This is a genomic window from Caballeronia sp. 11_S32 (assembly GCF_056930355.1).
Genome location: NZ_JBXOWH010000004.1, coordinates 1660051 through 1686498, shown reverse-complemented (window position 1 = coordinate 1686498; position 26448 = coordinate 1660051). Strand labels below are relative to the sequence as shown.

Below are 26448 nucleotides of genomic sequence, written 5' to 3'. Positions count from 1 at the left end.
CACGATCAGCAGAAAATCACGTTCAGCGATGCGACGCGGCCGCGGTTCGACCGCACTCCGACACAATACCCCTCAGACCCCGCCCGTGAAGATCGGGCCTTGTCCCCCGGGCACGAATGCGCGAGGCGCATGCTCGCCGTTCGCACCGGACTGATCGCGCGCAGCCGATGCCATCGCCGGGTCGCGCAACGTGACCGCGCTGTCCGCCGTGATCGGCACGCTCGGTTGCGCGAGCAGTTCGGTCTTGCGCATCGAGCCCGCCGACGTCCCGAAGTAATACCCGATGATGCTGATCCACGCCGTGCCGAGCGCGCCCACGACGACGTTCACGAGATCGCGATTCGCCTCGGGCAACGCGCGCAGTGCCATCAACAACAGGATGCCGAAGAAGCCCGCGGTCACGCTCATCGCGAGCACTCTGGGCACCCAGTCCTTGTTGGCGATGCCCATCGCGCGCGCATCGGCGCGATCGCCCGCCGCGATGCGCGCCATGTCCGCTTCGAACGATAGCCGCGCCTGCGCCGCCGCCACGACGAGTTGCTGCAGCTGCAACGAGTTCGTGCTTTCGGCCTGGCTGATTTTTTCGAGCGCGGCGGGATCGTTGAGCGCGGTCTCGACGACAGCCGGATCGTTCGGCGTGCCGAGCGCATGCGAGATGATCGCGGCCGCCGTCGTCACGCCGAGCCCGACCGGCCCGCCGATGAGACCCGCCAGAAGAGGCGCCTTCGCGCCGATCGTTGCCGCTACTTTCGACCAGTCCATCATGCTGCTCCCAGAAGAAGATTCGTCGCCATGCGCTCGGTCCAGCCGCGGCTGAACGTCGGCCATGCGTGCAGGCCCTTCAGATATCGCAATCGATACGCAATGAAGCGCAACACGAAGCGCATCGGGTCGGCGGCCTTCACGGCATCGACGGTATCGGGGCCGAACTTGCCGTCTTCCTTCGCGCCCGATGCCTTCTGCATCCACAGCACGACGAGTCCGCCGTTGTAGTTCGCATCGAAGATCTGGAACGCGACACGCGGATCGAATTCGTCGAGATGCAGCGGGTCCCAGTACTTCTGCTTGGCGATGCGCTTCGCCAGTTCGAGCGGCAGGTCCTTCATCGCGCCCGCATAACCGTAGCCGCGCGCGACGCGCGCCGTCACGCCCCACATCGTTTCGCCGCCCGGGTCCGCCGGATGGAACGAGTAGCCGCCTTCGCTGCCGATCAGCGCGTCGAAGGCCTCATCGAAGCTGTTCATGGTGATCTCCCTGGCGCCTGCGCGTGCCGCCGGAACCTCGTCATCGCGGCGCCGGAAGAAACGGGCCGGCGCACGAGGCGGCCGGCCCGGTCGCGTCACGTCAGTGGCAGGCAGTCATGATGCGACGGCAAGGGCTTATGCATCGGCTGTGCCAGCCGGCGTGCGATCGCCTGCGAGGCTTGTGCGGCAAGGCTCGCGAGGCGCAGGGAGAGGAAGGAAGAAAAGCGAACTGTCGTGCGCCGGCCAACGCTTTCTCAGCGCGTCTGTTCGGGCGGCGCAGACATCGATCAGTGCGCGGCTGTCGCGAGAGAGGGGCCGGCTTCGGGCTCGTTCGTGCGGATCGCGATGACGGCAAGGAGCGCCGCCGCGAGCGGCACGGCGAGCGTCAGATAGAAGCCGCTTGGGCCGCCCATGTTCAGGAACGTCCCGCCGACAGCCGATCCCGCGATCGCGCCGACGCGTCCCATGCCAATGGCCCAGCCGGTGGCGGTCGCCCGCAGCGTCGTCGGATAGGCGCCGACGACGAGATAGTTGAGCGCGATCTGTTGTCCGCCGATGCCGAGCCCCGCCGCGCCCGCGAGCGTGAACACGAGTCCCCACGACGTCTGTGCGTACGCGAGCCCAATGGCGATCGCGATACCGAGCGCAAGCAACGCGATCAGAAGGCGCCGCGTGCTGATCCTCGGCAACGCGATGGAAAGCGGAATCGCGCACACGATGAACACCGCGTTCACGACCACCGTGCCGAGCGGCGCCTGCGCGGCGGGCAGGCCCGAGGCCTTCAGCACCGTTGGCAGCCACGAGAGGAACATGAACCACGCGATCCAGTTGAAGAAGTAGACGGCCCAGATCGCGGCGGTGTTGCGCGCGTTGCCTTCGCGAAAGAGCGCGGCGACGCTCGCGCGTGCGGCGGCTTCGCGCACGCCGAAGCGCGCGTCATCGGCGAGTGGCCACGTCACGATGCGCGCGAGCACGTTACGCACGGCGCGTTGATCGTTGCCCGCACGCGTGACGAGGTAATGCAGCGATTCGGGCAGCACGAACCAGAGCAGCACGAGCAACGCGAGCGGCGCCGCCCCGCCGATGACGAACACGCCTTCCCAGCCGATCACGGGCATCATGCGGGCGGCCAGCAGGCCTCCGAGCATTGCGCCGGCGGGCAGGCCGAGCAGCACGCCCGTCATGATCGCGCCGCGATGCCGCGCCGGTCCATACTCGGCGGCAAGCGCGAGCAGGACCGGCGTGCAGCCGCCCATGCCCAGTCCCGCGATGAAGCGCAATACGAGAATCTGGCCCGTGCCGCTCGCGAAGGCGGTGGCGAGCGATGCGATGCTGAACACCGCCACGCCGCCGAGCAGCGCGGGACGTCTTCCCACGCGATCGCCGACGAGCCCGAGCGTCATTGCGCCGATGGTCATGCCGAGCGTGCCCGCGATCAGGATCGGCGCGAGATCGCCGGGCGCGAGATTGAAGGCCGCGACGATCGCCGGGCCTGTGTACGCGATGGCTTGCGTGTCGAAGCCGTCGAAGAGCGTGGTCGCGAAGCACAGCAGAAAGATCGTCCATTGAAAAGGACGGATGCGTTCCCTGTCGATCAGCGACGCGATGTCGAGAGGCGTGGTCATGGTGTCTCCGTTTTTTGTGTCCGTCGGAGAGTACGAGAGCCATGCACGTCACGTCCAATACCGTTGCGGACTGACGCCATACCGTGCGGGTATGACCCGCTCATTCGATGCTCATTCTCCGCTCCTACGATGCGAAGCATGCAGGGCGGCGCGGTCTCATCGAAGCATTCGCACTGCCTTTCGTTGATGACGTTTCATCGAGGAGAAAAGCCATGCGCCACTATCCATCGGACAGTCCCCGCGCGGCGGCGCGCATCGTCGTGATGTCGCTGATCGCGGACGGGCATATCGGCAGCGTCGAAATCGAGGAGCTCGAGCGGCGCGGATTCTATGCGCGGCTCGGGCTTTGCGCCGGCGAGCTGCATGAAGTCGTGCGCGAGGTGTGCGAGGACCTCACGCGCTGTTCATATCTCACCTGGGACGACGTGTGCCGTGTCGATGCGCGCGTCGTGCAGGCGCTCGCTGAAGAAGTGCGCGACGAGCGCATGAGACGCGACGTGCTCATGCTGTGCGAAACGGCGGTCGTCGCGGATGACGGCGTCATGACCTGCACCGAAGCCGCCGTGATCGATGCGGTGAAGCGCGCATGGCGCATGCACTGAAAACGCGTGATACATCAACTGGAGACGACATCATGCAACAGCACATTCTCGTCGCGGTGGGACCGGGATTCAGCCATGCCGCGCTCACGCTCGGCATCGCGCGGGCCCGCGAATGCAATGCACGCCTCACGGCGCTTCATGTGGTGGACCGCATGCCGTTCTGGGCGGTATCGTCGGTGCCGTATGACTGCGGCGCGGCGCTTCAGTATCTCGAAGAGCAGGCGCGCCAGGTCGAAAAGCGCACGCTGCAGGCGATACGCGCATCGAGCATCGACGGCGCCTGCGTGACGATGGACCTGCCGAACGGCATGACGCTCTCGCGCGTGATCGCGCAGGCGGCGCGCGAGTTCGATGCGGACCTCATCGTGATTGGCCGCACGAAGGCCGCGAACTGGCGCTTCTGGGAAGAGCGCGTATCGGATGCGGTGAGCCGCCACAGCAATCGCCGCGTGCTGATCGCATCGAACCAAGCGGGCAATGAAGCGGGCAATAAAGCGGGCAATGAAGCGGCCGTTGAAACAAAAGCGACACCGTTGCGCTTTACCATCGTCGATTTCACGCAGCGCACACCTGCGCCATCGTACAGTTCGAGAGGAAGCTCGCCATGCCGGACCGCATCGTCAAACCGTCCCGACGCACGTTGTTGAAGGGGCTCGTCTCCGGCACGGGACTCGCGCTCACGGGCGCGGGTCTCGCCGATGCGCTCGCGCAAGGTGTCGCTTCCGCCGTCGTCACCGCCGACAAGTTGCGTCCGCAACTACCCGGCGGCGTGATGAGCGGCGATGTCACCGCGACGAGCGGCATCGTCTGGAGCCGCACGGACCGGCCCGCGCGCATGATCGTCGAGTACTCGGCGAGCGAGAGCTTCAAGACGTTTCAGCGGCGCATCGGGCCAGCCGCGCTCGAGAGCAGCGGTTTCACGGCGCGCGTCGATCTGACCGGTCTGCCGCCCGCCGCAGACGTGTTCTATCGCGTGCGCTTTCAGGATCTCGTCGATGGCAAGGCGTATAGCGAACCTGTGACGGGACGCCTGCGCACCGCATCGCTCGATGCGGACAAGCCCGTCTGCTTCGTCTTTTCCGGCGACGAAGCGGGGCAGGGCTGGGGCATCAACGAGCGCTTCGGCGGCTATCGCATCTATGAAGCGATGCGCCGCGAGTCGCCGGACTTCTTCATCCATCAGGGCGATCAGATCTACGCGGACAGCGTGATCGAACCCGAAGTGCGTCTGCCCGATGGCACGATGTGGACCAACATCGTCACCGAAGGCAAGTCGCATGTCGCGCAGACGCTCGACGATTACCGCGCGGCTTTCGCCTACAACCAGCTCGATAAAAACAAGCGCCGTTTCGCCGCCGAAGTGCCGTTCCTCGTGCAATGGGACGATCACGAAGTGCGCAACAACTGGTATCCGGGCGAGATCATCGGCGAGGCGGAGAAGCGTTATCAGACGCGTTCGATCAACCTGCTCGAAGCGCGCGCCAGGCAGGCGATGTTCGAATACAACCCGTATCGCATCAATCAGCTCGATCCGGAGCAGGTTTATCGCGGCTTCCAGTTCGGGCCATTGCTCGATGTGTTCATGCTCGACGAGCGTTCATATCGCGGCGCGAACTCGCCGAACCGGCAGACACGTCTCGATGCGGATTCCGCGTTTCTCGGCTCGCAGCAGACGGCGTGGCTGAAGGCATCGTTGAAGGCGTCGCGCGCGACGTGGAAGGTGATCGCGAGCGACATGCCGATTTCGCTCGTCGTCCCCGATGCGAACCCCGATGTGCCGAAGGGCACGTTCGAAGCCTGGGCGAATGCGGACAACGGCGCGCCCTCGGGCCGCGAACTGGAGCTCGCGGAGATCCTGCGCTTCATCAAGCAGGAGAACATCAGGAACGTCGTGTGGATCACGGCGGACGTGCACTACGCGCAGGCCACGCACTATGATCCGTCGCGCGCGAAGTTCACCGAGTTCAAGCCGTTCTGGGAATTCGTCGGCGGGCCGATCAACGCGGGCACGTTCGGCCCGAACGATCTCGACATGACCTTCGGCCCGGAACTGCGCTACGTGAGCGTGCCGAAGGACAATCCGCAGAACCGCTCGCCGGCTTCGTTGCAACAGTTCTATGGCCGCGCGAAGATCGATCCCGCGAGCCGCGCGATGACCGTTTCACTGCATGACCTCGACGGCAAGTCACTTTACGAAGTAAAGCTCGACGTCGAGGCCTGAGCCAGCGTACCTAGCCCGCGAGCTTCGCCGCCAGTTCGGCGACGTGCTTGCCCTGATAGCGCGCGATATCGAGCTCGTTCTGCGAGGGCTGACGGCTGCCGTCGGTGCTCGCGAGCGTGGTCGCGCCGTAGGGCGTGCCGCCCGAGACTTCGCCCATGTTCGTGAGCCCCGCGCACGCATACGGCACGCCGACGATCACCATCCCATGATGCAGCAGCGTCGTGTGAAACGAAGTGATGGTGGTTTCCTGTCCGCCGTGCTGCGAAGCCGTCGATGAAAACACGCTGCCGATCTTGCCGACGAGCGCGCCTTTCACCCACAGCCCGCCCGTCTGATCGAGAAAGGTGCGCATCTGCCCGGCCATGTTGCCGAAGCGCGTGGGCGTGCCGAAGATGATGGCGTCGTAATTCGCGAGTTCGTCGACGGTCGCGACGCTCGCTTGCTGATCCTGCTTCACGCCGATTTTCGCGGCCTGGTCGGCGGGAATCGTTTCGGGCACGCGCTTGAGCGTCACCTCGGCGCCCGCGACGCCACGCGCGCCTTCGGCAACGGCCTGCGCCATTGTTTCCACGTGGCCGTACATCGAATAATAGAGAACCAGTACTTTCGCCATGATGTGTCCTTGTGTGAGGGTGCATCCGATGGAGATGCGCGGTTCCTTGCGCGCATTCAAAGATAGCACCGGCGAAGCGATGCGCAAGGAACTGGCCTGCCCGCGCAAATGCGAAGCGTTCATGGACGCATGCGCGCCGCGCGCACGACAATGTCGAAAATCCAGGATGGAGACGCCACCGCCATGAACGGTCACGCCTTGCTCAGCGCAAATCTGCTTATCGCTTATTCGGCCTATTTCGTCGGCACCGCGAGCCCCGGGCCGAGCAATCTCGCGATCATGTCGATCGCGAGCACGTCGGGCCGGCGCGCGGCGTTCGCGTTCGCGGCGGGCGTGATGTCCGGCTCGTTCTTCTGGGCGATGCTCGCCGCGCTCGGCCTCTCCGCCGCGCTGACGGCCTACTCGGGCTTTCTCATCGGCGTGAAGATCTGCGGCGGGCTGTATCTGCTGTGGCTCGCGTTCAAGTCGGGGCGCGCGGCGTTGAAGCCGCCGGTGCGCGCGTCGTCGGCGGATGCGCAAGGGCAGAGCGGCCGCAAGCTGTATGCGCGCGGCGCGCTGTTGCATCTCACGAACCCGAAGGCGATTCTCGTGTGGATGTCCGTGGCGGCGCTCGGGTCGTCGGCGGGCGAGGGGCCGGGGCATATGCTCGTGGTGGTCGCGGGCTGCCTGTGCATTGGCGCATGCGTGTTCGGCGGCTATGCCGCGCTCTTCTCGATGGCCTCCGCGCGGCGCATCTACAAGCGCATCCAGCGCGGCCTCGATGCGTGCCTCGCGCTCGTGTTCGGCGCGGCGGGCCTTCGCTTGCTCACGTCGCGCGTGTAGCGGATTTGCCGCATCTCGCGCGGTTCGGCTTTGCTTCTCGCCGATCGGCGGCTACGCTCAAGCCAGACGCCCGATCAACCGCCAGAAGATGCCCACCGACGATCCTCCGCGAAGCGCCTCACCGATCCCGCAGCAAAGCGCCGCAATCCTGGGCGCGCTTGTGCATATCGTCCGCGATGCATTCGTCTCGCTCGGGCGCGAGCTGATCGCGATCAGACCGACGCCCGCCCGCGCGCTCTTCGCGACACAGGCGATGCTCTCCGTCGGGCTCGCCGTGGCGCTCGCCTATGCCTTCCACCTGAGCAACATCTGGTGGGCCGCGATCAGCGGCTTCGCGGTGATGCAGTCGAAGTTCTCCGCATGCGCGCAACGCGGCGTGCAGCGCGTGGTGGGCACGATCGCGGGCGCGATCATCGGCGCGGTGGCCGGGCCCATGATCGGCGACGTGCCGTGGATCTTCGTGCCGCTCCTCGGCGCGATAACCGGCGTGGCGGTGTATCGCGCGCTCGTGTCGGATGCGGGCTATGCGTGGGTGCTGGGCGCGGTCACGTCGCTGATGGTGATCTTCGAGGCGCATCGGCTCGTGTCGGCGGCGGCGACGGCGTCGTTCGCGCTCTTGCGTGTCGCGGAAGTGGTCGTCGGGACGGTGGCTTGCGTGGCCGTGTCGGCGCTGTTTCATGCGGGCCTGCAGCACTATCGCAAGTCGCGCGGGGCGGCGCCGGTGCCGCGCGCGCAGGCGGCATCGACGGTCGATCGCGTCGATGGCGCCAATGCGCCGGTCATCACCGTCATGCCGTCCGATGCCGCCCGGGCCGTGCAGGCGCTGGACGCGTCGCACGTCGCGCGCGCCGAGCAGATGGCGCACGCGAGGCGCTTGCGCCTCGCGTGGCAAAGCGCGTGGTCGGTGATGATCCTGGCATCGCTCGCGTATGCGTGGAAGCTGCCCGGCTTCGCGCAGGCAATGGTGACGGCGGTCGCCGTGCTGATCCTGCCCGTAGCGGCGCTCGGCAAGCCGACGCACATGCCGGTCGCGGAGCGCATGATTCAGCGCTTGCTCGGCTGCCTGCTCGCGGGCGCGGTGAGTCTCGCGCTCTTGCCCTTACTCGGCGACAACCCGTTCGCCTGCATGATTGCGCTGTGCGCGGGCGTGTGGACCGGCTGTCATGTGCAGACGGGGACGCAAGGCGCGAGCTATGTCGGCCGGCAGTTCAGCATCGCGTTCATCATGGTGTTCGTGCAGGATCACCATTGGTCCTCCGACCCGATGCCCGCGCTGATGCGGCTCGTGGGAATTCTCGGCGGGATCGTGGTGTTGTCCGGCGTGATGGTGGCGGGCGCGGCGTGGGCTTCGAAACGAGCGCCCAACGCCGCGATGCGCTGACTTCGGCTAGCGCATCAAGCCTCTTCCGCCCAGGCCAGATTCTCGCGCGCCATCAACGCGCTCGAAGCCGCCGGCCCGAACGTGCCCGCCGTGTATCCGCGCGGACGGTCGCCCAGTTCCTTCCAGCCGTTGAGGATCGGCTCGACCCACTTCCACGCCGCTTCCAACTCGTCGCGACGCATGAAGTGCGTGAGCCTGCCGCGAATCACATCGATCAGCAAGCGCTCATACGCCTCGGCGCGCCGCTGCGTCATGGCCTGCTGCAGGTCGAGATTGAGCGTCACCGGCTGCATGTGCATGCCGCTGCCCGGCTCCTTCGCCATCATCTGCAACTGGATGGACTCTTCGGGCTGCAGCGTGATGGTGAGCCGGTTGCCGTAGTGACGCGGACCTTCGGGGATGATCGAGAACGGCAGATCCGCGAAGTCGATGACGATCTCCGAGCGGCGGTTCTGCATGCGCTTGCCCGTGCGCAGGAAGAACGGCACATTGGCCCAGCGCCAGTTGTTGATATGCGCGCGCAACGCGACGAAGGTTTCCGCGCGGCTGTCGGCCGGCACGTTCTGTTCCTCCAGATAACCCTTCACCGCCTCGCCGCCCACCGCGCCCGCCGTGTACTGGCCGCGCACGGTGTCGCGCGCGATATCGGCGACGGTCATTGGCCGAAGCGATTTCAGCACCTTCAGCTTCTCGTCGCGCACGGCGTCCGGATCGAGCGACACGGGCGGCTCCATTGCCACGATGCAGAGCAGTTGCAGCAAGTGGTTCTGCACCATGTCGCGCAGCGCGCCGGTGTGATCGTAGAAGCCCGCGCGGCTGCCGACGCCCACCGTCTCCGACACCGTGATCTGCACGCTCTTGATATACGGCGCCTGCCACAGCGGCCCGAAGATCGCGTTGCCAAAGCGCAGCACCATCAGGTTCTGCACCGTTTCCTTGCCGAGATAATGGTCGATGCGATAGATCTGCTCTTCCTTGAAGTGCTTGCCGACCGCATCGTTGATCGCCACCGCCGAGGCGAGATCGTGACCCAGCGGCTTTTCCAGCACGACGCGCGCCTGCTCGTCGAGGATGCCGGCGTTGTCGAGGTTGTCGCAGATGGTCACGAAGAGCTCGGGCGAGGTCGACAGATAGATCACGCGCTGCGAGCCCGGACGCACGGCTTGCGCGAGACGCTGGAAGTCGCCCGGGTTTTCGACATCGACGCGCACGTAATCGAAGAGCGCGAGGAATTTGTCCCACGACTGCGCATCGAAGGCCTTCGCGTCGATGAACGGACGCGACTGCTCTTCCATGAAGTTCTTCAGGTAATCCTCGCGCGTCCAGTCCTTGCGGCCGATGGCGAGAATGCGCGTGTCGGCGGGCAGGTTGCAGTGCGTGTGCGCCATGTAGAGCGCCGGCAGCAGCTTGCGCGCCGCCAGGTCTCCGCCGCCGCCGAAGATGATCATGTCGAGCGGGCGGTCGTTCACGGGAGAAGTTGGATTCGTCATGGTGCGTGAGCCGGTAAAGGTTCGGAAAAGCCGAAAGCGCGGCGATCGGAGCGATCGTTCGAGACAGCTATGTTGCATGTTTTGCCGGCATTTTGCACGGCGCACGTGCCAAACGGGCGTTCGATTCGGCCTCCGATCGACGGTTTTCCCCCGGCGGCGCGTGTGTTTAGCGCGATCAGCGCAACGATTCGTCGGCGCGCAGTGTCGACACGGCGAGATCGAGAAACGCGCGCACCTTCTGCGTCACATGACGGCCCTCGCGATGCACGAGATGAATCGGCAGGGGCGGCGGCTCGAATTCGCGCAACACCACGACGAGGCGGCCTTCGCTCACATGCTGTGCGGCCTGATAGGACATGAGCCGCGCGATGCCGAAATCCGCGAGCGCGGCGGCGATGGCCGAATCGTTGGTGGTCGTCGTGAAGCGCGGATGGGTGCGCACGAGAAACTGCCGCTCGCCGTCGTGCAGACGCCATTCCGGCGGCGACGACGAGCCCGTCGACGCAATGATCACATGCTCCGCGAGCGCGTCCGGATGGCGCGGCGTGCCGTGCTTCTCCAGATACGCGGGCGACGCGCACAGCACGCGCCGCACGCGTCCGACGTTGATCGCCTGCAACGACGAGTCCGGCAGTTGCGCGATGCGCACCGCCACGTCGATGCCTTCATCGACGAGATTCACGACGCGATCGACGAACCAGCAGCTTGCATCGGCTTCGGGATAGCGTTGCAGATAGTCGAGCACGATGGGCGTGACGTGCAGCCGGCCGAACATCACCGGCGCGGTGATCGAGAGCAGCCCGCGCGGCGATGAATGCGTGCCCGTTGCGGAAAGCTCGGCGGTTTCGACTTCGCCGAGTATGCGGCGGCAGTCCTCGAAATAACCGCTGCCCGCGTCGGTGAGACGCACGACGCGCGTCGTGCGCGTGAGCAGCCGCACGCCGAGGTGCTCTTCCAGTTCCGTCACGACGCGGCTCACGACGGAAGGCGAGACATCGAGCTTGCGCGCGGCGGACGCGAAGCCGCCGGTTTCGACCACCGTGACGAAGGTCGTCATTGCCTGTAAACGGTCCATGGGAAAGCACGAGGCATACAAGCTTGAAAGATGCCGTGCATTCTCGGGGATATGCGCGCCACGCACAATCCGCAACCGCTTCAGGGGAAATCAAAGCGCCAGTTCGAGCTTGCCGCTTTCATCCGCGGCGGGCAGCGCGCAGCAGATCAGCGCTTCATCGTCGTCTACGTGGAACGCCGGCTCGCTTTCATACGACACCGCGCCCTGCACGATGCGCGTCCTGCATGTGCCGCACGTGCCGCCTCGGCAGTTGAATTCCGGCGAGAGGCCGCTCGCTTCCGCCAGTTCGAGCAACGTGCCGCTGCCAGGCTTCCACTGCGCGCTCGCGCCCGACTTCAGGAATTCGATCTTCACCGGCTCGGTCGCGGCAGGGCGCATCGGCTTCACGTCCGCGCCGCGATCGGCTGTGCGCTTCAGCGCCGATGGACCGAACGCCTCCGCGTGTATGCGCGCGTCGGCAACGTTGAGCGCGCGCAGGCCGTCGTAGATCGACTGCATGAACGTGCCCGGCCCGCAGAGATAGAAGTCGTAGTCGTTGAAGGGCAGACGGCTCGTCAACAGATCGATATCGATGCGGCCCGACGCGTCGTAATCGCGCTCGAACTGCGCGCCGTTCGTGTCGCTCAACAGGCGGATCACGTTCACCGCGCCGCCCGCGCTTTGCGCGAGGGCATCGATTTCGTGCGAGAACGCGCGGCTCGCGAGCGAATGCGCCGACACGATCATCCACACCGGACGCACACGGCGCTTGCGCAAGCCTTCATAGACGACGTGCCGCAGCATCGCGAGCATCGGCGTGATGCCGACGCCCGCCGCCATCAGCACGGCGGGACGATGCTCGAACGGATCGATCGTGAAATCGCCCGCGGGCGCGCGCGCTTCGATCGTACCGCCCGCCTTCAGCGTGTCGTGCAGATGCGCGGATACGCGGCCATCGCGCTTCACGCTGATGCGATACACGCCGTCCGATGGCGCGACCGACAGCGTGTACGTGCGGATCTGCGGCTTCGTCTCGCCCGGCAGCGTGACGCGGATCGGCAGATGCTGTCCTGCCTTGTGCGGCACGATGCCCGCGCCATCGGCGGGTTCGAGATGGAATGAGCGGATCGCATCGCTTTCGTCGACGATCCTGCTCACGCGAAACAGGCGCCATGCATTGGCCAGCGCGGCGGCCTTCATGCGCTCGGCCGCTTCGTGCCAGTCGCCGGTCATCAGCGAGTTCGGCGATGCGCCGTCGCGGCGCGCCTTCCACCGCAACGGCAGCGCCTGGGCGCGGTACACGATGCGGCGCGGCGTGAAGCGCCACAGACGTTCCGCGCCCTGAAACGCGGCGGTTTCCGGTGAGTCGAGCAGCACTTCGGCCTCGCCCGCGAGTTGCAGCATGTCGCCCGTTTCGAAGTCCGCGAACACGAGTCCCGCGCGGCCGTTCACGAGAATGTTGCCGAGCGTGTTGAAGAACAGATTGCCTGCGAAATCGGGAATGGTGAGCGAGCCGTCGTCCGACAGCCGCACGAAGCCCGGCTTGCCGCCGCGATGCGACACGTCCACTTGCCGATGCCCGTCGTCGGCGTCGAAATACGACGCGACGAAGAACGTGTCCGCGCCCGCGATTATCGCCTTCGCGCGCGGCGAAAGCGCGTCGAGCGAAACCGGCTGCACGGGCGAGGGCGCGGCCGGATCGCGGACGAACTCGAAATCGCGCAACTGGATGTACTGCGGGCAATTGCCGAAGCTCTGCTCGACGGCCACGTCGAATGCGGCGCTCGCGCCATCGCGACGGATCACGCCGTTCATGCGATTGCGCCGCCGCGTGTGCAACTCGATGCCGAGCAGGCCGACCGATGCGCCGTCGTGCATGCCGGCATCGGCGGGATCGAGCGGATCGCGCGCGCGGCTCATCGACAGCGTCTTCGCATCGGGCGTGCGCATGAAGCCGGGGTGGCCGGCGAAGAGCGTCGCCCACGGGTCGCCGTGCTCGTCGACCGCGCCGGCCACGATGAACGGCAGTTGCGCGAAGAACTGGCGATGCTGATCCGGCATGTAATCGCGCACGACGCGCCGTCCGACGCCGTCCATGCGCTCATCGACGCCGAAGGCCTTCTGAATGGCGATTTCGCCGCGATGCCACGGCGCGGGCGCGGCGGCGGGCGTAACGGAAGCAAGCGTGGAAGCGGACATGATCGATGCCTTTTCGATTCGTGCGCGGCGGCAGGGCGCAAGGTGAACAGCGCGCAGCCGCCGCGCTCACTTTACGCCGCGAGACCCGCGGCCGTCTTTTGAAACGGAACGAAGCCGGGCAGCGCCTCGACGCGCTTCAGCCACGCGTTCACGCTCGCGTAAGCGGAGAGATCGACGTTGCCTTCGGGCGCGCTCGCGATGTAGCTGTAGAGCGCGATGTCCGCGATGGTCGGATGCGCGCTGCCGATATCGGCGATCCATGCGCGGCTCGCCAGTTCCGAATCGATCACCTTGAGCACGTTGTGCGCGCGGGCAATGACTTCCTCCGCATTGAACTTCGCGCCGAACACGGTGATGAGACGCGCGGCGGCGGGGCCGAACGCGATCTGGCCCGCCGCGACCGACAGCCAGCGCTGCACCGCGGCGGCTTCGGCGGGCGTTTCGGGCAGCCATTTCGCGTCGCCGGATTTTTTGGCGAGATAGACGAGGATCGCGTTCGAATCGGCGATGACGGTGTCGCCATCGACGAGCACGGGAATCTGCCCGAACCGGTTCAGCTTGAGGTACTCAGGCGTCTTGTGCGCGGCGGCCGCGAGATCGACGAATTCTTCTTCATGGTCGATCGCAAGCAGATTCAGGAAAAGACGTGCGCGGTGCGCATGCCCGGACAGCGGATGATAGTAGAGCTTCATGGCAAGTTCCCTTGGTTGATCGTCGGCGGGAGAGGTTCCCGTCCTGTGAATCAAGTATGGGTTCTTGCGCGAAAAAGCTGAATGGCAGGCAAATTCAAATCACTGTTCTCGAAACGAGAACGGTGAGGCAGCTGGCGGGCTTGGTCTCACGTTGTCTTCATTCACCGCGAGGCACGTTCGCCTTGTTGCCCGCGAGCGGCGAGCCGTAGCCGCCACTGTTCGCGTTGTTCGGCAGGCCGTTGACCAGTTGAGCGCGCGGATCGCTCGGATTGAGATTGAGTTCACCGGCTTGCGCGTTGCCGTGCGTCGGATACTGACTGCCGAGCGGTGCGTTCGGCATGAGCTTCGTGCTGTTCTGCGGCGCGTACATGTCGGTTTCTACGCTCGGATGCAATTGCGCGAAAGCCGGCGCGCAAGCCAAGGCCGATGCCAAAACGAAGGCGGTCACTTTCATGGCTGGAACTCCCTGCAAAGTCCAATTCAGTGTAGTCCGCGCGTGGCACTGGAGGCGTCATCACCCTGACGCCGACCAGTCCAGCATTTGTTCTTTCGCGATGCCTACTTCCCGTGCTTCTTGAGTTTCGCCTTGCGCTTCGGCCTTTCATCGATGATGCGGACGCGATGCTTGTCCTTCATCTTCTTCCATTGTTTGCACTCGTCCTTTGTGCGCAGACAGCCGATGCAGAAGCCGGTCTTCTCGTCGAACTTGCAGATGTTGATGCAGGGTGAATCCACTCCCATGATGATTTTCCGTGAACGGCTGCGGCGAGCCTCGATGCGGGACCGTCAATTTCGCACGCGCCGTGCCCGCGCATCCAACTGTTTGTTTCGATGACGCCGATAGACCGGCGGCCAGGCTGCGCATTGCTCCCGAATTTCCTCACCGTTTCGGCGATGAAGTAGAATTCGGCTCCCGAATAAACTCACCTGAGGGACGAGCGGCGCGTCGATGACGGCACGTGCCTTGCTTGATCGTTCCTTGCTCCCGCAATCCAAGCCGGCCGCGCCACGGCATGCCGTGCGCCGCGCGACTTCATCCTGAAAGCGAGCCGTTACCCATGCCGCAAGCACCCGGGCCGCGCCGGCCACCCGCAAAGATCCTGCCGCCCGAAGCGCCCGGCGTGCGCGCGCTGGCGTCGCTGGTGACGGGCGTCGTCGTCATCTGCGCGCTGTACTTCGGGCGCGCGGTGATGATTCCGATCATCCTCGCGATTCTGCTGAGCTTTCTGCTCGCGCCTTTCGTCGATTTCCTGCGGCGCATGCGCTTCGGACAGGTGCCGTCGGTGATCGTCGCGGTGGTGATCGCGCTTTCCGTGCTGACGGCGGTCGGCGCGCTGATCGGCGCGCAGGTCGCGCAGCTCGCGGGCGATCTGCCGAAGTATCAGGTCGCGGTCGAGCGCAAGATCGACACCGTGCAGAAGATGACCGTCGGCCGCGCCGACGAGTTTCTCGGCCGCGCATCGCGTGCGCTGAAGCGCCTGTCGCCCGCGCGCGAGCAGGAGCCGAAGAACGAGGACAATCCGGCGGCATCGCCGATCGATCAGCCGATGCCCGTCGAAGTGCACGAGCCCACGCCGACGCCGCTGGAACTCGCGCAACGCTTTCTGTCGCCGGTCATCAGCCCGCTGGAAACCACCGGCATCGTGCTCGTGGTCGCGGTGTTCATCCTCTTGCAGCGCGAGGATTTGCGCGACCGGCTGATCCGCCTCTTCGGCTCGCGCGACCTGCATCGCGCGACCACCGCGATGGACGAGGCCGCGCGGCGCCTGTCGCGCTACTTTCTCGCGCAGCTCGGCATCAATGTGGGCGTGGGCATCGTCATTTCGATCGGGCTCGCGATCATCGGCGTGCCAGGCGCGCTGCTGTTCGGCGTGATGACCGCGCTGCTGCGCTTCGTGCCCTATGTCGGGACGTGGCTCGCGGCGATCATCGCGGTCGTGTTCGCGGCGGCGGTCGGGCCGGGCTGGGCGATGCTCGTGTGGACCATCGTGCTCTTCGGCGTCACCGATATCGTCGCGGGCCAGGTCGTCGAGCCGCTGCTCTATGGGCACAGCACGGGGCTGTCGCCGTTCGCGGTGATCGTCGCGGCGATCTTCTGGAGCTGGATCTGGGGGCCGATCGGCCTCGTGCTTTCGACGCCGCTCACGCTGTGCCTCGTGATTCTGGGCCGTCATGTGGACCGCCTCGAATTTCTCGACGTGCTGTTCGGCGACCGGCCCGCGCTCACGCCTGCCGAAAACTTCTATCAGCGCCTGCTCGCCAACGATCCCGACGAAGCGCTCGTGCAGGCCGAGACGCTGCTGAAGGAGCGCGCGCTGATCGCCTACTACGACGAAGTCGCGCTCGAAGGCCTGCGTTACGCCCACAACGATGTGCTGCGCGGCGTCGTGACGGCGGACCAGCTTCGGCGCATCAACGAGTCGGCGCTGGACATCATCGAAGGGCTGGAGGATGCGGAAGACGCGGCTGTCACCGTCGCGCCGAAGGAACAGTTGCCCGCGAGCTTCGAGTCGTCGGACGAAGCGTCGAAGCTCGCGCCCGAAATGCCGCCCGCGCGCTTCGATGCCGAGAAGGAAGGGCACACGGCGTCGGTGCTGTGCATCGCGGGACGAAGCGAACTCGACGATCTCGCCGCGACCATCGCGGTGCAGCTCTTTCGCAAGCACGGCCTCTACGCAGACCTCGCGGGCTACGAGCGCTTCTCGCGCGGGCGCTTCGGCGAAGTGGATCTCGCGGGCGTGTCGATCATCTGCGTGGTGTCGTTCGATGCGGCCGAGTCGCCGCCGTATCTGCGCAATCTGCTGCGGCGCCTGCACCAGCGCGCGCCATCGGCCGAACTGATCGTCGGACTGGTGTTTCCCGAAAGCCCGCTGCAAGGCGAAGTGCTCGTGCGCACGAGCTCGGCGGCGGTGTCGTTCAAGGAACTGGTCGAAGCGTGCGTGGCCGCCGCGCGTCGTCAATCCACCGACGGCGTGCCGTGGGCGGGCCTGACCGACACGGGCAGCGAAGCCGCGCTGAGCGGCCCGCAGGAAGACGTGCCCGAGCTGCGGAATGCGTGAAGCCGGCGTGATGCTGGCTTCACGCGTCAGCGGTTGCCGTCGAATAGATCGTTGAGCATGGTGTCGAAGGCCGCCTGCGCGTCTTCGAGCTCCTGGAGCGCGGCGTCGAAGGTCTGCAGCGCCATCTGCGACGGGCGGCCGTCGCCTTCGGGCGGAAACTGCGTCTGCAGGGCGAGAAAGGCGGACTGAACCTGGCGCGTCGCGTTGACGATACGTTCCATCGCTCGCGCTTCTTCCGCGCGATTGTTCTCAGCGGTCATCGGAGACACTCCTCGTTGGCAATGCTCCGATAGTACCAAGCGACGCGCGCTTTCTTAAGCCTCCGCCACGGTAAAGAGGCGCACGGCTTCGTCCAGCACCACGGCGCGTTCCGCGAGGCGCTGGGCGGTGGCCGCCGCCTGTTCGACGAGCGCGGCGTTCTGCTGGGTCGAGTCGTCGAGATGCGCGACCGCCTGATTCACCTGCGCGATGCCGTCGGCCTGCTCGCCGCTCGCCTTCGCGACTTCCATGATGATCGCCGATACGCGGTTCACGGCTTCATCGATGGCGCGCATCTGGCTCGTCGTGCGCGAGACGAGGTTCGTGCCTTCCGCGATCTGCGCGACGCTCGTCGCGACCACGCCTTCGATTTCCTTCGCCGATGCCGCGCAGCGCTGCGCCAGGTTGCGCACTTCGGTCGCGACGACCGCGAACGAGCGGCCGGCCTCGCCCGCGCGCGCTGCTTCGACCGCCGCGTTCAGCGCAAGGATATTGGTCTGAAACGCGATGCCGTCGATGACATCGGTGATGTCCGCGATGCGCCGCGACGCCGCCGTGATACCCGCCATCGTCTGCTCGACCTGGCTCGCGATGCGCCCGCCGTCGTCGGCCGCGGCCTGCGCTTCCTTCACGAGCTCGAGCGCGCGCACGGTGGCGTCGGCGTTGCCCTGGACGGTCGTGGTGAGCTGGTCCATCGTCGCGGCGGTCTGTTCGAGCGAGGCCGCCTGCATCTCCGTGCGGCGCGACAGGTCCGTGTTGCCGCTCGAAATCTCGTTCGCGGCCTCGAGCATGCCGCCGATCTGGCCGCGCACGTCGAACACGATCGCCGCGAGATTCGCCTTCAGCTGGCCGAGCGCGCGCTGCACATCGCCGAGATCGTCGCGGCGGGCGATATCGGGCATCTCGACGGTCAGATCGCCAGCGGCCATGCGCGCCGCGAAGCCGGACATCGTGCGCACCGGGGTATCGACCTGACGCGACAGTGCGAGCCACGCCGCGAAGCTCACCGCCGCGCTCGCGCCGAACGCGCACCAGAAGGGCAGCGGCGGCGCGCCGCGCCAGCCTGCCAGGCCCGCGATCAGTGTCGCGACGGGCACGGCGGCGAAGGCCGCGCCGAAGCGCGCGCTCACCGGCATGTGCGCAAGCGCCGCGAGCCGTCCAGCGAGACCGCCCTTCACGAGCGCCCCGCGCACGAGCCTGTGCGGCGCGTTGCCCGCCTTCATCTGCGCATACAGCGCGGTGGCTTCGCGCACTTCCTCGCGCGTCGGCTTCACGCGCACGGAGAGATAGCCGACGACCTTGCCGTGCTCCATCACGGGCGTGACGTTCGCGCGCACCCAGTAATGGTCGCCGTTCTTGCGGCGGTTCTTCACGAGTGCGGTCCATGAGCGGCCGGCGCGGACCGTCGACCAGAGATCGGCGAAGGCTTCGCGCGGCATGTCCGGATGGCGGATGATGTTGTGCGGCTGCCCGATCAGCGCCTCGCGCGAGAAGCCGGACACCGAGACGAACGCCGGATTGCAGTACTGGATGTTGCCGGAGAGATCCGTGGCGGAGACGAGCATCTCCGAGGCGGGGTAATCGAACTCTTGCTGGGTGACGGGCTGGTTGTTGCGCATGATGTCCTTGTTCCTTTCGATGCGCGCGCCGCCCGGACGAAGGGCGGCGCGCTTCGAATTACAAGGACATAACGGCCTTTGTCCCCACATTCTTTAGGGGAATCCGAGTGAAACGCTCAAGTGCGGCGGAATGTCGCCGTCTGGGCGCATCGCTTACTGCGCGCTCCATCCCCCGTCGATCTGCAGTGCCGAGCCGCGCATTTCGCTCGCGGCGTCGGAGCAGAGGAACACCGCCATGTCGCCGATTTGCTGCGCGGTCACGAACTGCGCGGAGGGCTGCTTGTCGCCGAGCAGCTTGGCGCGCGCGGCGTCGGGCGAGAGCGAGTCGCGGGCGGCGAGGTCATCGATCTGTTTCTGCACGAGCGGCGTGAGCACGAAGCCCGGGCAGATGGCGTTGATGGTCACGCCGGTGCGGGCGTTTTCGAGCGCCGCGACCTTCGTCAGGCCGAGAATGCCGTGCTTGGCGGCGACATAGGCCGACTTGCCCGCCGAGCCGACGAGCCCATGCACCGACGCGATGTTGATCACGCGGCCCCAGTTGCGCGCGCGCATTTGCGGCAGCGCGACGCGCATCGTGTGGAACGCCGAGCTCAGATTGATCGCGATGATCGCGTCCCAGCGGTCGACCGGGAATTCGTCGATGGTCGCGACGTGCTGGATGCCTGCGTTGTTCACGAGGATATCGACTGCGCCGAAGGTCTCGTTCGCGAACGCGATCATCGCTTCGATTTCTGCCGGCTTGGTCATGTCGGCGGGATGGTGGGCGGCTTTCACGCCGGTGGCCTCGATTTGCCTGACGGCGCTGTCGATGTCGCCGAAGCCGTTTAGCACGAGGTTCGCGCCCGCCTGGGCCAGCGAGGTGGCGATGGCTAAACCGATGCCGCTCGTGGAGCCGGTGACGAGCGCCGTTTTCCCGGCGAGGGATTTGTTCGATGCGGTTTGAGTCATACGCGGGTTTTTTCCTTCGGGTTGGGTTGCGGTACTGCGCGAGTTTGGAGGGGCGGTTTGTTGTGCGTAAATTAGGGTTTGTTTTGCCTTTCGTTTCGCTTTTCGCCGGGTCCGGTTTTCATTTCGTTTCGCCGGATCCCGTTTTCATGCCGGTCTATTAGCGTTGCCCCTATGCGGGGCGGCAGTCACTTTCTTTGCTGCTGCAAAGAAAGTAACCAAAGAAACAGCTATCCCCATCCAAAGTGCTTCAGGCCGGCCCCGGCACAGAAGATGGCACGTGGACCGGCAGTAGCGAGTGCCCTCAAAGGTCTAATCGGGCTTGGATCGCGCACGGTCTGCCACATCGCGCCACTCAACTGACTGGTAAGGCGCCAAAAAGCTCCGGCCCGCTTCGCGGCCGACGGGTCAATTGGGTCGGCGCACACTTCCTTGCTAAGGCTTCTATCTCTCCGCAATTGCCGCAAGTTGGTTTCCCTTGCATACCTAACGGCAGCGCGTAGCGCTGTGCCGGAGCTATTTGGTGCTGAACCAGTGCCCTCAATGTTCTAGCTTGTCAGACCGTGCGCGGTCCAAGCCCGATTAGGCCTTTGAGGGCACTCGCTACTGCCGGACCACTTGCGCAGTTCTGTGCCGGGGCCGGTGTGAAGTACTTTGGATGGGGAAAGCTGTTTCTTTGGTTACTTTCTTTGCAGCAGCAAAGAAAGTGACTGCCGCCCCGCACAGGGGCAACGCGAATAGACCGACGCGAAAACAGGATTCCACGCCGGAGGGCGAAGCAAAAACGACAATAGACCGACGCGAAAACAGGATTCCACGCCAGCGAGCGAAGCAAAAACGACAATAGACCGACGCGAAAACAGGATCCCACGCCGGAGGGCGAAGCAAAAACGACAATAGACCGGCGCGAAAACCAGACCCCCACGCCGGCAAAAAAACTCAAACAATCCCAGTCAAGTAATACACAGCGATAACAAAGAACACGGCCAGAGTCTTGATGACGGTAACAGCGAAGATATCGCGATAAGACTCCCGATGCGTGAGTCCCGTCACCGCGAGCAGCGTGATAACTGCACCGTTATGCGGCAATGTATCCATGCCGCCCGAGGCCATAGCCACAACCCGATGCAGCACTTCGAGCGGAATATGCGCAGCCTGCGCCCCGGCGATAAAGGTATCGGACATCGCGGCGAGCGCGATACTCATACCGCCCGACGCGGAACCCGTAATACCCGCAAGCGAACTCACCGAAATGGCCGCATTGACGAGCGGATTCGGAATGCTCTTCAGCGCATCGCTGACCACGAGAAATCCCGGCAACGCCGCGATCACCCCGCCGAACCCATACTCGGACGCGGTGTTCATCGCCGCGAGCAAGGCGCCCGCGACGGCCGCGCGCGTTCCGACCGCAAACCGCTCCTTCACGCGCGAGAACGCCGTCAGCAGAACGAGCACGATGCCGAGCAGCAGCGCGCCTTCGACGGCCCAGATCGCGACAACGGTCTTGACCGCCGTGGTCACCGGCGCATGCACGCCCGGCAGCACTTCCGGCGGCACCGTGTAGCTCGCGCCGTACCACGTCGGAATCCACTTCGTCAGCACGAAGTTCGCAACACCGACGAGAATCAGCGGCGCGATCGCAAGCATCGGATTCGGCAGCGACGTCGATTCCACGCGCTCCGGCTCGTTCACGAGCGACGTGCCGTAGCCTTCGCCCTTGGCCATCGCCGAGCGGCGGCGCCATTCGAGGAACGACAGGCCCACGACGATGATGAACACCGACCCGATCACGCCCAGCCACGGCGCGGCCCAGCCGGTCGTCTTGAAGAACGTCGTCGGGATGATGTTCTGGATCTGCGGCGTGCCCGGCAGCGAATCCATCGTGAACGAGAACGCGCCCAGCGCGATCGCGCCCGGCATCAGGCGCTTCGGAATATTGCTCTGGCGGTACATCTCCGCCGCGAACGGATACACCGCGAACACGACGACGAACAGCGACACGCCGCCATAGGTGAGCAGCGCGCACACCGCGACGATCACCGCATTCACGCGCGCCTTGCCGATGTAACGGATCGCCGCGGCGACGATCGACTCGGAGAAGCCCGATAGCTCGATGACCTTGCCGAACACCGCGCCGAGCAGGAACACGGGGAAGTAGAGCTTCACGAAGCCGACCATCTTCTCCATGAAGATGCCGGAGAACACCGGCGCGACAGCGGCGGGGTCGGTGAGCAGGACCGCCGCCAGCGCCGCGATCGGCGCGAAAAGAATGACGCTGTAGCCGCGATAGGCGGCGAGCATCAGGAACGCCAGGGCGGCGAGCACGATGATGAACGACATTGAGTCTCCGTGAGTGGTTTGTTCTTTGAAACGTAATGCGCGCTTCTTCTGGAAGCGCCTCCTATGCGCGGGTAAGCGCCGCGCGGCGAAACGCAGCTTTCATGCCAGGACGCCAAAACCCAGGCGTGGCGGGCGTCGGGCAAGCATGACATCGCAACGTTTCAGCCTGATGTCTCGAAATCGAGACGCCCGAAGATGCCGCGCAACGCCGATTGTCGCCTGAAAATCAGTGCAGATGCGGATTGTCGCCGTGTCTCCAAATTGAGATAGTTCGTCTCGAATAAGAGATATCGGAGACACAGGGCGCCATGCGCAACGACTGGATCAACGTCCCCGCGGACTACAGCGACGTGATGCGCCGCGCGATGGAGTCGCTTTTCAAGACCTTCGAGAATCTGAGCGAAGGCACGTTCATCGTCGATGCGGACGCCCGCGTCGTGTGGATCAACAAGCGCTATGCGGCGCGCTTCGGTTTTTCCGATCCGCTCGATGCGATCGGCCTCGACTGCGAAGCGGTGATTCCGAACAGCCTGATGCGCGAAGTCGTCGCGACCGGCAAGCCGATCCTGCTCGACGTGCTCGAAACGGACCGCGAACCGCTCGTGGTCACGCGTCTGCCGCTCAAGGACGAGTCGGGCGCGACCATCGGCGCCATCGGCTTCGCGCTCTTCGACGAGATGAAGGCGCTCACGCCGCTCTTCGCGCATTACTCGCGCGTGCAGCAGGAGCTGATCGCGACGCGCCAGTCGCTCGCACAGGCGCGGCGCGCGAAGTACACGTTTTCGAGCTTCGTCGGCACGAGTCCGGTGAGTCTCGAAGCGAAGCGCCAGGCGCGGCGCGCGGCGCTCGTCGATTCGCCCGTGCTGCTGCTCGGCGAAACCGGCACCGGCAAGGAACTGCTTGCGCACGCGATCCACGGCGCATCGACGCGCGCGGGCAAGCCGCTCGTGACCGTCAACGTTGCCGCGATTCCGGACACGCTGCTCGAAGTCGAGTTCTTCGGCGCGGCGCCGGGCGCGTACACGGGCGCGGAGCGCAAAGGACGCGTCGGCAAGTTCGAACTGGCCGACGGCGGCACGCTCTTTCTCGACGAAATCGGCGATATGCCGCTGCCGCTGCAGGGCAAACTGCTGCGCGTCTTGCAGGACAAGGAGTTCGAGCCGCTCGGCTCCAACCGCATCGTGCGCGCGGATGTGCGCATCATCGCGGCGACTTCCGCGGATCTGCCCGCGCTCGTCGCGGCGGGACGCTTTCGCGCGGACCTGTTCTATCGCCTGAATGTGCTGACGATCCACGCGCCGCCGCTGCGCGAGCGTCTCGCCGATATCGAGGCGCTCGCATACTCGATTCTGGAAGACCTGTCGGGCGACGCGCGCCCGGGCCACGTGAGCCACTTCGTCCTGCACCGGGACGCGCTGCGGCTGCTCATGGCCTATTCGTGGCCGGGCAATGTGCGCGAGTTGCGCAACACGCTCGAGCGCGCGCTGATGCTCTCGGAAAGCGAGCATATCGATGCCCGCGCGCTGAGCGCGTTCATTGACGCGGGGCGTGTCGCGCTCGCGGCGCAGGCGGAGCCGGCCGCGCAGGAAGCGGGCGGTCCGGCGAACCTGTCGTATGCCGACGCGATGGCCGATTTCGAACGACGCTTTCTCTCCGACGCACTGCGCGCGAGCGGCGGACGCGTCGCGGACGCGGCGGAGAAAATCGGCATCGGGCGGGCGACGTTGTACAAGAAAATCGCCGCGCTCGGCATTGCCGTCTGACGCCCTTTCGCGAACGGGCCAAACGGGCGCGAAAGCTTCGCGTGGCATACTCCCGACATCGAAAATAACGACCAAGAATCAAAGGGGTATCGGATGGAAAGCGGGATGAAAAGCGGGATGAAACTCGGCCGCGCGATCGGCCTTTCAGTCATGTTCGCGGGCTGCGCGTGGGCACTTGCCGGATGCAGCAGCGCGCCGCCGCTTTTCTCCGCCGATGGACGTCCGACGCAACAGGTCCAGTGCCCCGCGTACGACGGCTGGCGCAACTGCACGGATAACGCGAAAGTGCTTTGTCCGAGCGGCTATGACGTGCTCGGGCAGTCGACCGAGAACAACCAGAATTCGCTGCTTATCGCGTGCAAGGGAAGCTGAGCGCGAGATCAGCCCTGCTGCGTCTCCCGCAGCATCGTGACGTCGTAACCGAGCGCCCGCGTGCGCTCGATCAGTGAACGGCGCAGCTCGGGAGAAGGCTTCGCCTCGCGCGTCAGAATCCACAGATAACGCCCGCTCGGCTCGCCGACGATGGACCAGGTGTAATCGTCGGCGTGATCGAGAATCCAGTAGTCCCCGACATAGAACGGACCGAAGAACGACACCTTCAGCTTCGTCCCGTTCGATCCCGGCACGATCTTCGCGCGCCCTTCCGCCGAACGGTACGGCCCGGTCATCCCGCCTTGCCTGGACGCATTGAGCACCGAGACGAGCCCGTCCTCGCGGCGCGCATAGTTCGCGGTCACGGCTTCGCAGTTGCGCTCAAAGCGATTCTCGTAGCGCGCGAACTCGTGCCAGTGGCCGAGATAGCGATCGAGATCGACGGCCTTCGACGGTTCGGGCACGTTGTCGTTGCCGCTCCTGCGTGCTCCGTTCGATGCGTAAGCGACCAGCGTGGCGATGCCGCCGAGCAACGCCAGCGTCGCGGCGCCATATGCCCAAGGTCTTCTGATTTTCATGTTGCCTGAGTGTTCGAGGAGTGCGAGGGAAGACGGAGCAGCAAGTGTCGTTCCGTCCTGAACGGGCTCCCGAACTTTCTCACCTCAAGCTGCCCGCGCTGGTGCGTGCAACATGCGGCGCAACGCGCAAGTGCCTGTCAGGACTGGGTTTTGTTCCGTGGAAACGGCCAGTGGATGTGCCCGCCCTCCAACTCCCGTATCGCCTCACCTTTGCTGCGTGCGCGTCGATTTGCCGTCCTGCGAACGGGCGCGGCTCACTGCTCGAAAGCGCGCTCGACTGTTGCGGTGCAATAATATGATTAAACATAAACATCTTGTGGAACAAAGGCTTGCATCAACGACTTAACGGTCTGATCGAGATCGGAGATTTGCTTCGCGATCCCGATGAACCGGGAAGAGTGAGCCGCGCGCGCATCGGGCCGCTCACCGTCGAGCCGCTCCCGAATCGCCTCACCTTTTCGACTGCGGGTATCCTTCGCTCTTTCCCTCTCACGCCCCAAGCAGCTGCATCATGCCTTCGCCGGTCTCCCTGCCTCACGCATTCGCGTCCCTGCCTTCGCTGCTCACTCCGCTCTTCACGATCATCCTGCCGGTCTTCGGCCTCATCTTCGCGGGCTACGCATGCCGCAAGCTGAACAAGCTGGGGCCGGGCGCCGCATCCGAGCTGAATCGCTTCGTCGTCTATCTCGCGTTGCCCGCGCTGCTCTTCGACATCATGGCGAAGACGCCCTGGAGCATGCTCGATCAGCCCGCGTTCATCGCCGCGTTTGGCATCGGCTCGGCGGTGATTTTTCTTCTGACGCTCGTCGTGCGTCTGATGCAGTCGCGTCATCTCGCGGATGCGAGCATCGACGGATTAAACGCGGCTTATCCGAACACCGGCTTCGTCGGCCTGCCGCTTTGCCTGCTGGCATTCGGCAAGGAAAGTCTCGCTCCCGCCGTGATCGCGACGATCATCACCGTGTGCGTGCTGTTCGCCGTCGCTATCGTGTTGATCGAGCTCGGGCTGCAGACCGAGAAGCACATCGCGGCGACGCTCGGGCATGTCGCCAAGTCGCTCGTGAAGAACCCGCTGCTGATCGCGCCGCTGGCAGGCGCGCTCTTGAGCGGCTCGGGCGCGCATGTGCCGGAAGGCGCAGAGGCTCTGCTCAAGCTGCTGGGCGGCGCGGCGAGCCCATGTGCGCTCGTCGCGCTCGGGCTCTTTCTCGGCGCGAAGGGCGAGGCGCGCGAGATCGGCACGACGAGCGGCACGACGAGCGGCACGACGAGCGCGCTCGTGAGTCTCAAGCTGCTCGCGCAGCCGCTGCTGACGTGGTGGCTCGCGTTCCACGTGTTCGGCCTGCCGCCGCTCTGGGCGAAATCCGCGGTGATCCTCAGCGCGCTCCCGACCGGCACCGGCCCGTTCATGCTCGCGGAGTTTTATCGGCGCGACGGCGGCGTGACGTCGAGCACGATTCTCTTCTCGACGGTGGTATCGCTCGTCACGGTCACGTTCTGCCTGACCGCGATGCTTTGAGCGCGCAAAAAAATGCCCGGCGCGGGCGCGTCGGGCGAAACCACCTTCTGTTCGA

Annotated in this window: 24 protein-coding genes; 9 read left to right on the top strand and 15 right to left on the bottom strand. The window is 65.3% G+C overall.

Features of this window, described 5'->3' with window-relative positions; genetic code table 11:
- Positions 1-72: 72 nt before the first annotated feature.
- The 3 genes from AC1Z32_RS33945 to AC1Z32_RS33935 form a co-directional block, all read right to left on the bottom strand.
- The gene (locus AC1Z32_RS33945; protein WP_483483381.1) at positions 73-762 is read right to left on the bottom strand and encodes a hypothetical protein; all 690 of its coding nucleotides are present in this window, start codon (positions 760-762) and stop codon (positions 73-75) included.
- Positions 762-1244 carry a glycoside hydrolase family 108 protein gene (locus AC1Z32_RS33940; protein ID WP_483483182.1) on the bottom strand — a complete coding sequence of 161 codons (483 nt, stop codon included), beginning with the start codon at positions 1242-1244 and terminating at the stop codon, positions 762-764. The genes AC1Z32_RS33945 and AC1Z32_RS33940 overlap by 1 nt, the downstream gene beginning before the upstream one ends.
- A gap of 287 nt (positions 1245-1531) precedes the next feature.
- Positions 1532-2869: an MFS transporter gene (locus AC1Z32_RS33935; RefSeq protein ID WP_483483181.1), complete on the bottom strand. Its 1338-nt coding sequence runs from the start codon at positions 2867-2869 to the stop codon at positions 1532-1534.
- A 212-nt stretch (positions 2870-3081) separates the two neighbouring features.
- Between AC1Z32_RS33935 and AC1Z32_RS33930 the strand changes: the two genes are divergently transcribed.
- Genes AC1Z32_RS33930 through AC1Z32_RS33920 form a run of 3 tightly spaced genes read left to right on the top strand, consistent with a single transcriptional unit; the run spans position 3082 to position 5692 of the window.
- Complete coding sequence (locus AC1Z32_RS33930) at positions 3082-3471, top strand: TerB family tellurite resistance protein (protein ID WP_483483180.1); 390 nt, start codon at positions 3082-3084, stop codon at positions 3469-3471.
- Between the two features lie 32 nt (positions 3472-3503).
- Positions 3504-4118: a universal stress protein gene (locus AC1Z32_RS33925; RefSeq protein ID WP_483483179.1), complete on the top strand. Its 615-nt coding sequence runs from the start codon at positions 3504-3506 to the stop codon at positions 4116-4118.
- Positions 4076-5692, top strand: coding sequence for an alkaline phosphatase D family protein (locus AC1Z32_RS33920; RefSeq protein WP_483483178.1), 1617 nt, complete (start codon positions 4076-4078; stop codon positions 5690-5692). The genes AC1Z32_RS33925 and AC1Z32_RS33920 overlap by 43 nt, the downstream gene beginning before the upstream one ends.
- A 10-nt stretch (positions 5693-5702) precedes the next feature.
- On the opposite strand, the gene wrbA is transcribed toward AC1Z32_RS33920, so the two are convergent.
- On the bottom strand, positions 5703-6305 hold the full coding sequence (wrbA, locus tag AC1Z32_RS33915) for an NAD(P)H:quinone oxidoreductase (RefSeq protein WP_483483177.1): 603 nt from the start codon (positions 6303-6305) through the stop codon (positions 5703-5705).
- Between the two features lie 183 nt (positions 6306-6488).
- On the opposite strand from wrbA, the gene AC1Z32_RS33910 reads away from it, so the two are divergent.
- On the top strand, positions 6489-7127 hold the full coding sequence (locus tag AC1Z32_RS33910) for a LysE family translocator (RefSeq protein ID WP_483483176.1): 639 nt from the start codon (positions 6489-6491) through the stop codon (positions 7125-7127).
- Positions 7128-7215: 88 nt separating this feature from the next.
- Positions 7216-8508, top strand: coding sequence for an FUSC family protein (locus tag AC1Z32_RS33905; protein WP_483483175.1), 1293 nt, complete (start codon positions 7216-7218; stop codon positions 8506-8508).
- A 14-nt stretch (positions 8509-8522) separates the two neighbouring features.
- Here AC1Z32_RS33905 and zwf read toward each other — a convergent pair whose 3' ends face one another.
- The 6 genes from zwf to AC1Z32_RS33875 all read right to left on the bottom strand — a co-directional run bounded on the left by zwf (position 8523) and on the right by AC1Z32_RS33875 (position 14684).
- Positions 8523-9998: a glucose-6-phosphate dehydrogenase gene (gene zwf / locus AC1Z32_RS33900; RefSeq protein WP_483483174.1), complete on the bottom strand. Its 1476-nt coding sequence runs from the start codon at positions 9996-9998 to the stop codon at positions 8523-8525.
- A 175-nt stretch (positions 9999-10173) separates the two neighbouring features.
- On the bottom strand, positions 10174-11073 hold the full coding sequence (locus tag AC1Z32_RS33895; protein WP_483483173.1) for a LysR family transcriptional regulator: 900 nt from the start codon (positions 11071-11073) through the stop codon (positions 10174-10176).
- A 90-nt stretch (positions 11074-11163) separates the two neighbouring features.
- Positions 11164-13251, bottom strand: coding sequence for a 2Fe-2S iron-sulfur cluster-binding protein (locus AC1Z32_RS33890; protein ID WP_483483172.1), 2088 nt, complete (start codon positions 13249-13251; stop codon positions 11164-11166).
- 71 nt (positions 13252-13322) lie between these two features.
- On the bottom strand, positions 13323-13943 hold the full coding sequence (locus AC1Z32_RS33885; protein WP_483483171.1) for a glutathione S-transferase family protein: 621 nt from the start codon (positions 13941-13943) through the stop codon (positions 13323-13325).
- A gap of 157 nt (positions 13944-14100) precedes the next feature.
- Positions 14101-14397, bottom strand: a complete 297-nt coding sequence (locus tag AC1Z32_RS33880; RefSeq protein ID WP_483483170.1) for a hypothetical protein — start codon at positions 14395-14397, stop codon at positions 14101-14103.
- 104 nt (positions 14398-14501) lie between these two features.
- Positions 14502-14684, bottom strand: coding sequence for a DUF1289 domain-containing protein (locus AC1Z32_RS33875; protein WP_483483169.1), 183 nt, complete (start codon positions 14682-14684; stop codon positions 14502-14504).
- Positions 14685-15001: 317 nt separating this feature from the next.
- On the opposite strand from AC1Z32_RS33875, the gene AC1Z32_RS33870 reads away from it, so the two are divergent.
- Positions 15002-17002, top strand: coding sequence for an AI-2E family transporter (locus AC1Z32_RS33870; protein WP_483483168.1), 2001 nt, complete (start codon positions 15002-15004; stop codon positions 17000-17002).
- Positions 17003-17028: 26 nt separating this feature from the next.
- Here the strand turns inward: AC1Z32_RS33870 and AC1Z32_RS33865 are convergent, their stop codons facing one another.
- From AC1Z32_RS33865 to AC1Z32_RS33850, 4 genes are all read right to left on the bottom strand, one after another.
- Entirely contained in the window at positions 17029-17262 is a 234-nt protein-coding gene (locus AC1Z32_RS33865; protein ID WP_061120011.1) for a hypothetical protein, read from the bottom strand.
- A gap of 54 nt (positions 17263-17316) precedes the next feature.
- Complete coding sequence (locus tag AC1Z32_RS33860) at positions 17317-18879, bottom strand: methyl-accepting chemotaxis protein (RefSeq protein WP_483483167.1); 1563 nt, start codon at positions 18877-18879, stop codon at positions 17317-17319.
- Between the two features lie 153 nt (positions 18880-19032).
- Complete coding sequence (locus AC1Z32_RS33855) at positions 19033-19827, bottom strand: 3-hydroxybutyrate dehydrogenase (protein WP_483483166.1); 795 nt, start codon at positions 19825-19827, stop codon at positions 19033-19035.
- Between the two features lie 936 nt (positions 19828-20763).
- On the bottom strand, positions 20764-22164 hold the full coding sequence (locus AC1Z32_RS33850) for a GntP family permease (protein ID WP_483483165.1): 1401 nt from the start codon (positions 22162-22164) through the stop codon (positions 20764-20766).
- Positions 22165-22472: 308 nt separating this feature from the next.
- Here AC1Z32_RS33850 and AC1Z32_RS33845 point away from each other — a divergent pair, with 308 nt between their 5' ends.
- Positions 22473-23927 carry a sigma-54 interaction domain-containing protein gene (locus AC1Z32_RS33845; protein ID WP_483483164.1) on the top strand — a complete coding sequence of 485 codons (1455 nt, stop codon included), beginning with the start codon at positions 22473-22475 and terminating at the stop codon, positions 23925-23927.
- Between the two features lie 105 nt (positions 23928-24032).
- Positions 24033-24299 (top strand): hypothetical protein, encoded by a 267-nt coding sequence (locus AC1Z32_RS33840; protein WP_483483163.1) that lies wholly within the window; start codon positions 24033-24035, stop codon positions 24297-24299.
- Positions 24300-24307: 8 nt separating this feature from the next.
- Here AC1Z32_RS33840 and AC1Z32_RS33835 read toward each other — a convergent pair whose 3' ends face one another.
- Positions 24308-24877: a lipocalin family protein gene (locus tag AC1Z32_RS33835; RefSeq protein WP_483483162.1), complete on the bottom strand. Its 570-nt coding sequence runs from the start codon at positions 24875-24877 to the stop codon at positions 24308-24310.
- 511 nt (positions 24878-25388) lie between these two features.
- Here AC1Z32_RS33835 and AC1Z32_RS33830 point away from each other — a divergent pair.
- Positions 25389-26393: an AEC family transporter gene (locus tag AC1Z32_RS33830; protein ID WP_483483161.1), complete on the top strand. Its 1005-nt coding sequence runs from the start codon at positions 25389-25391 to the stop codon at positions 26391-26393.
- The last annotated feature ends 55 nt before the right edge of the window (positions 26394-26448 follow it).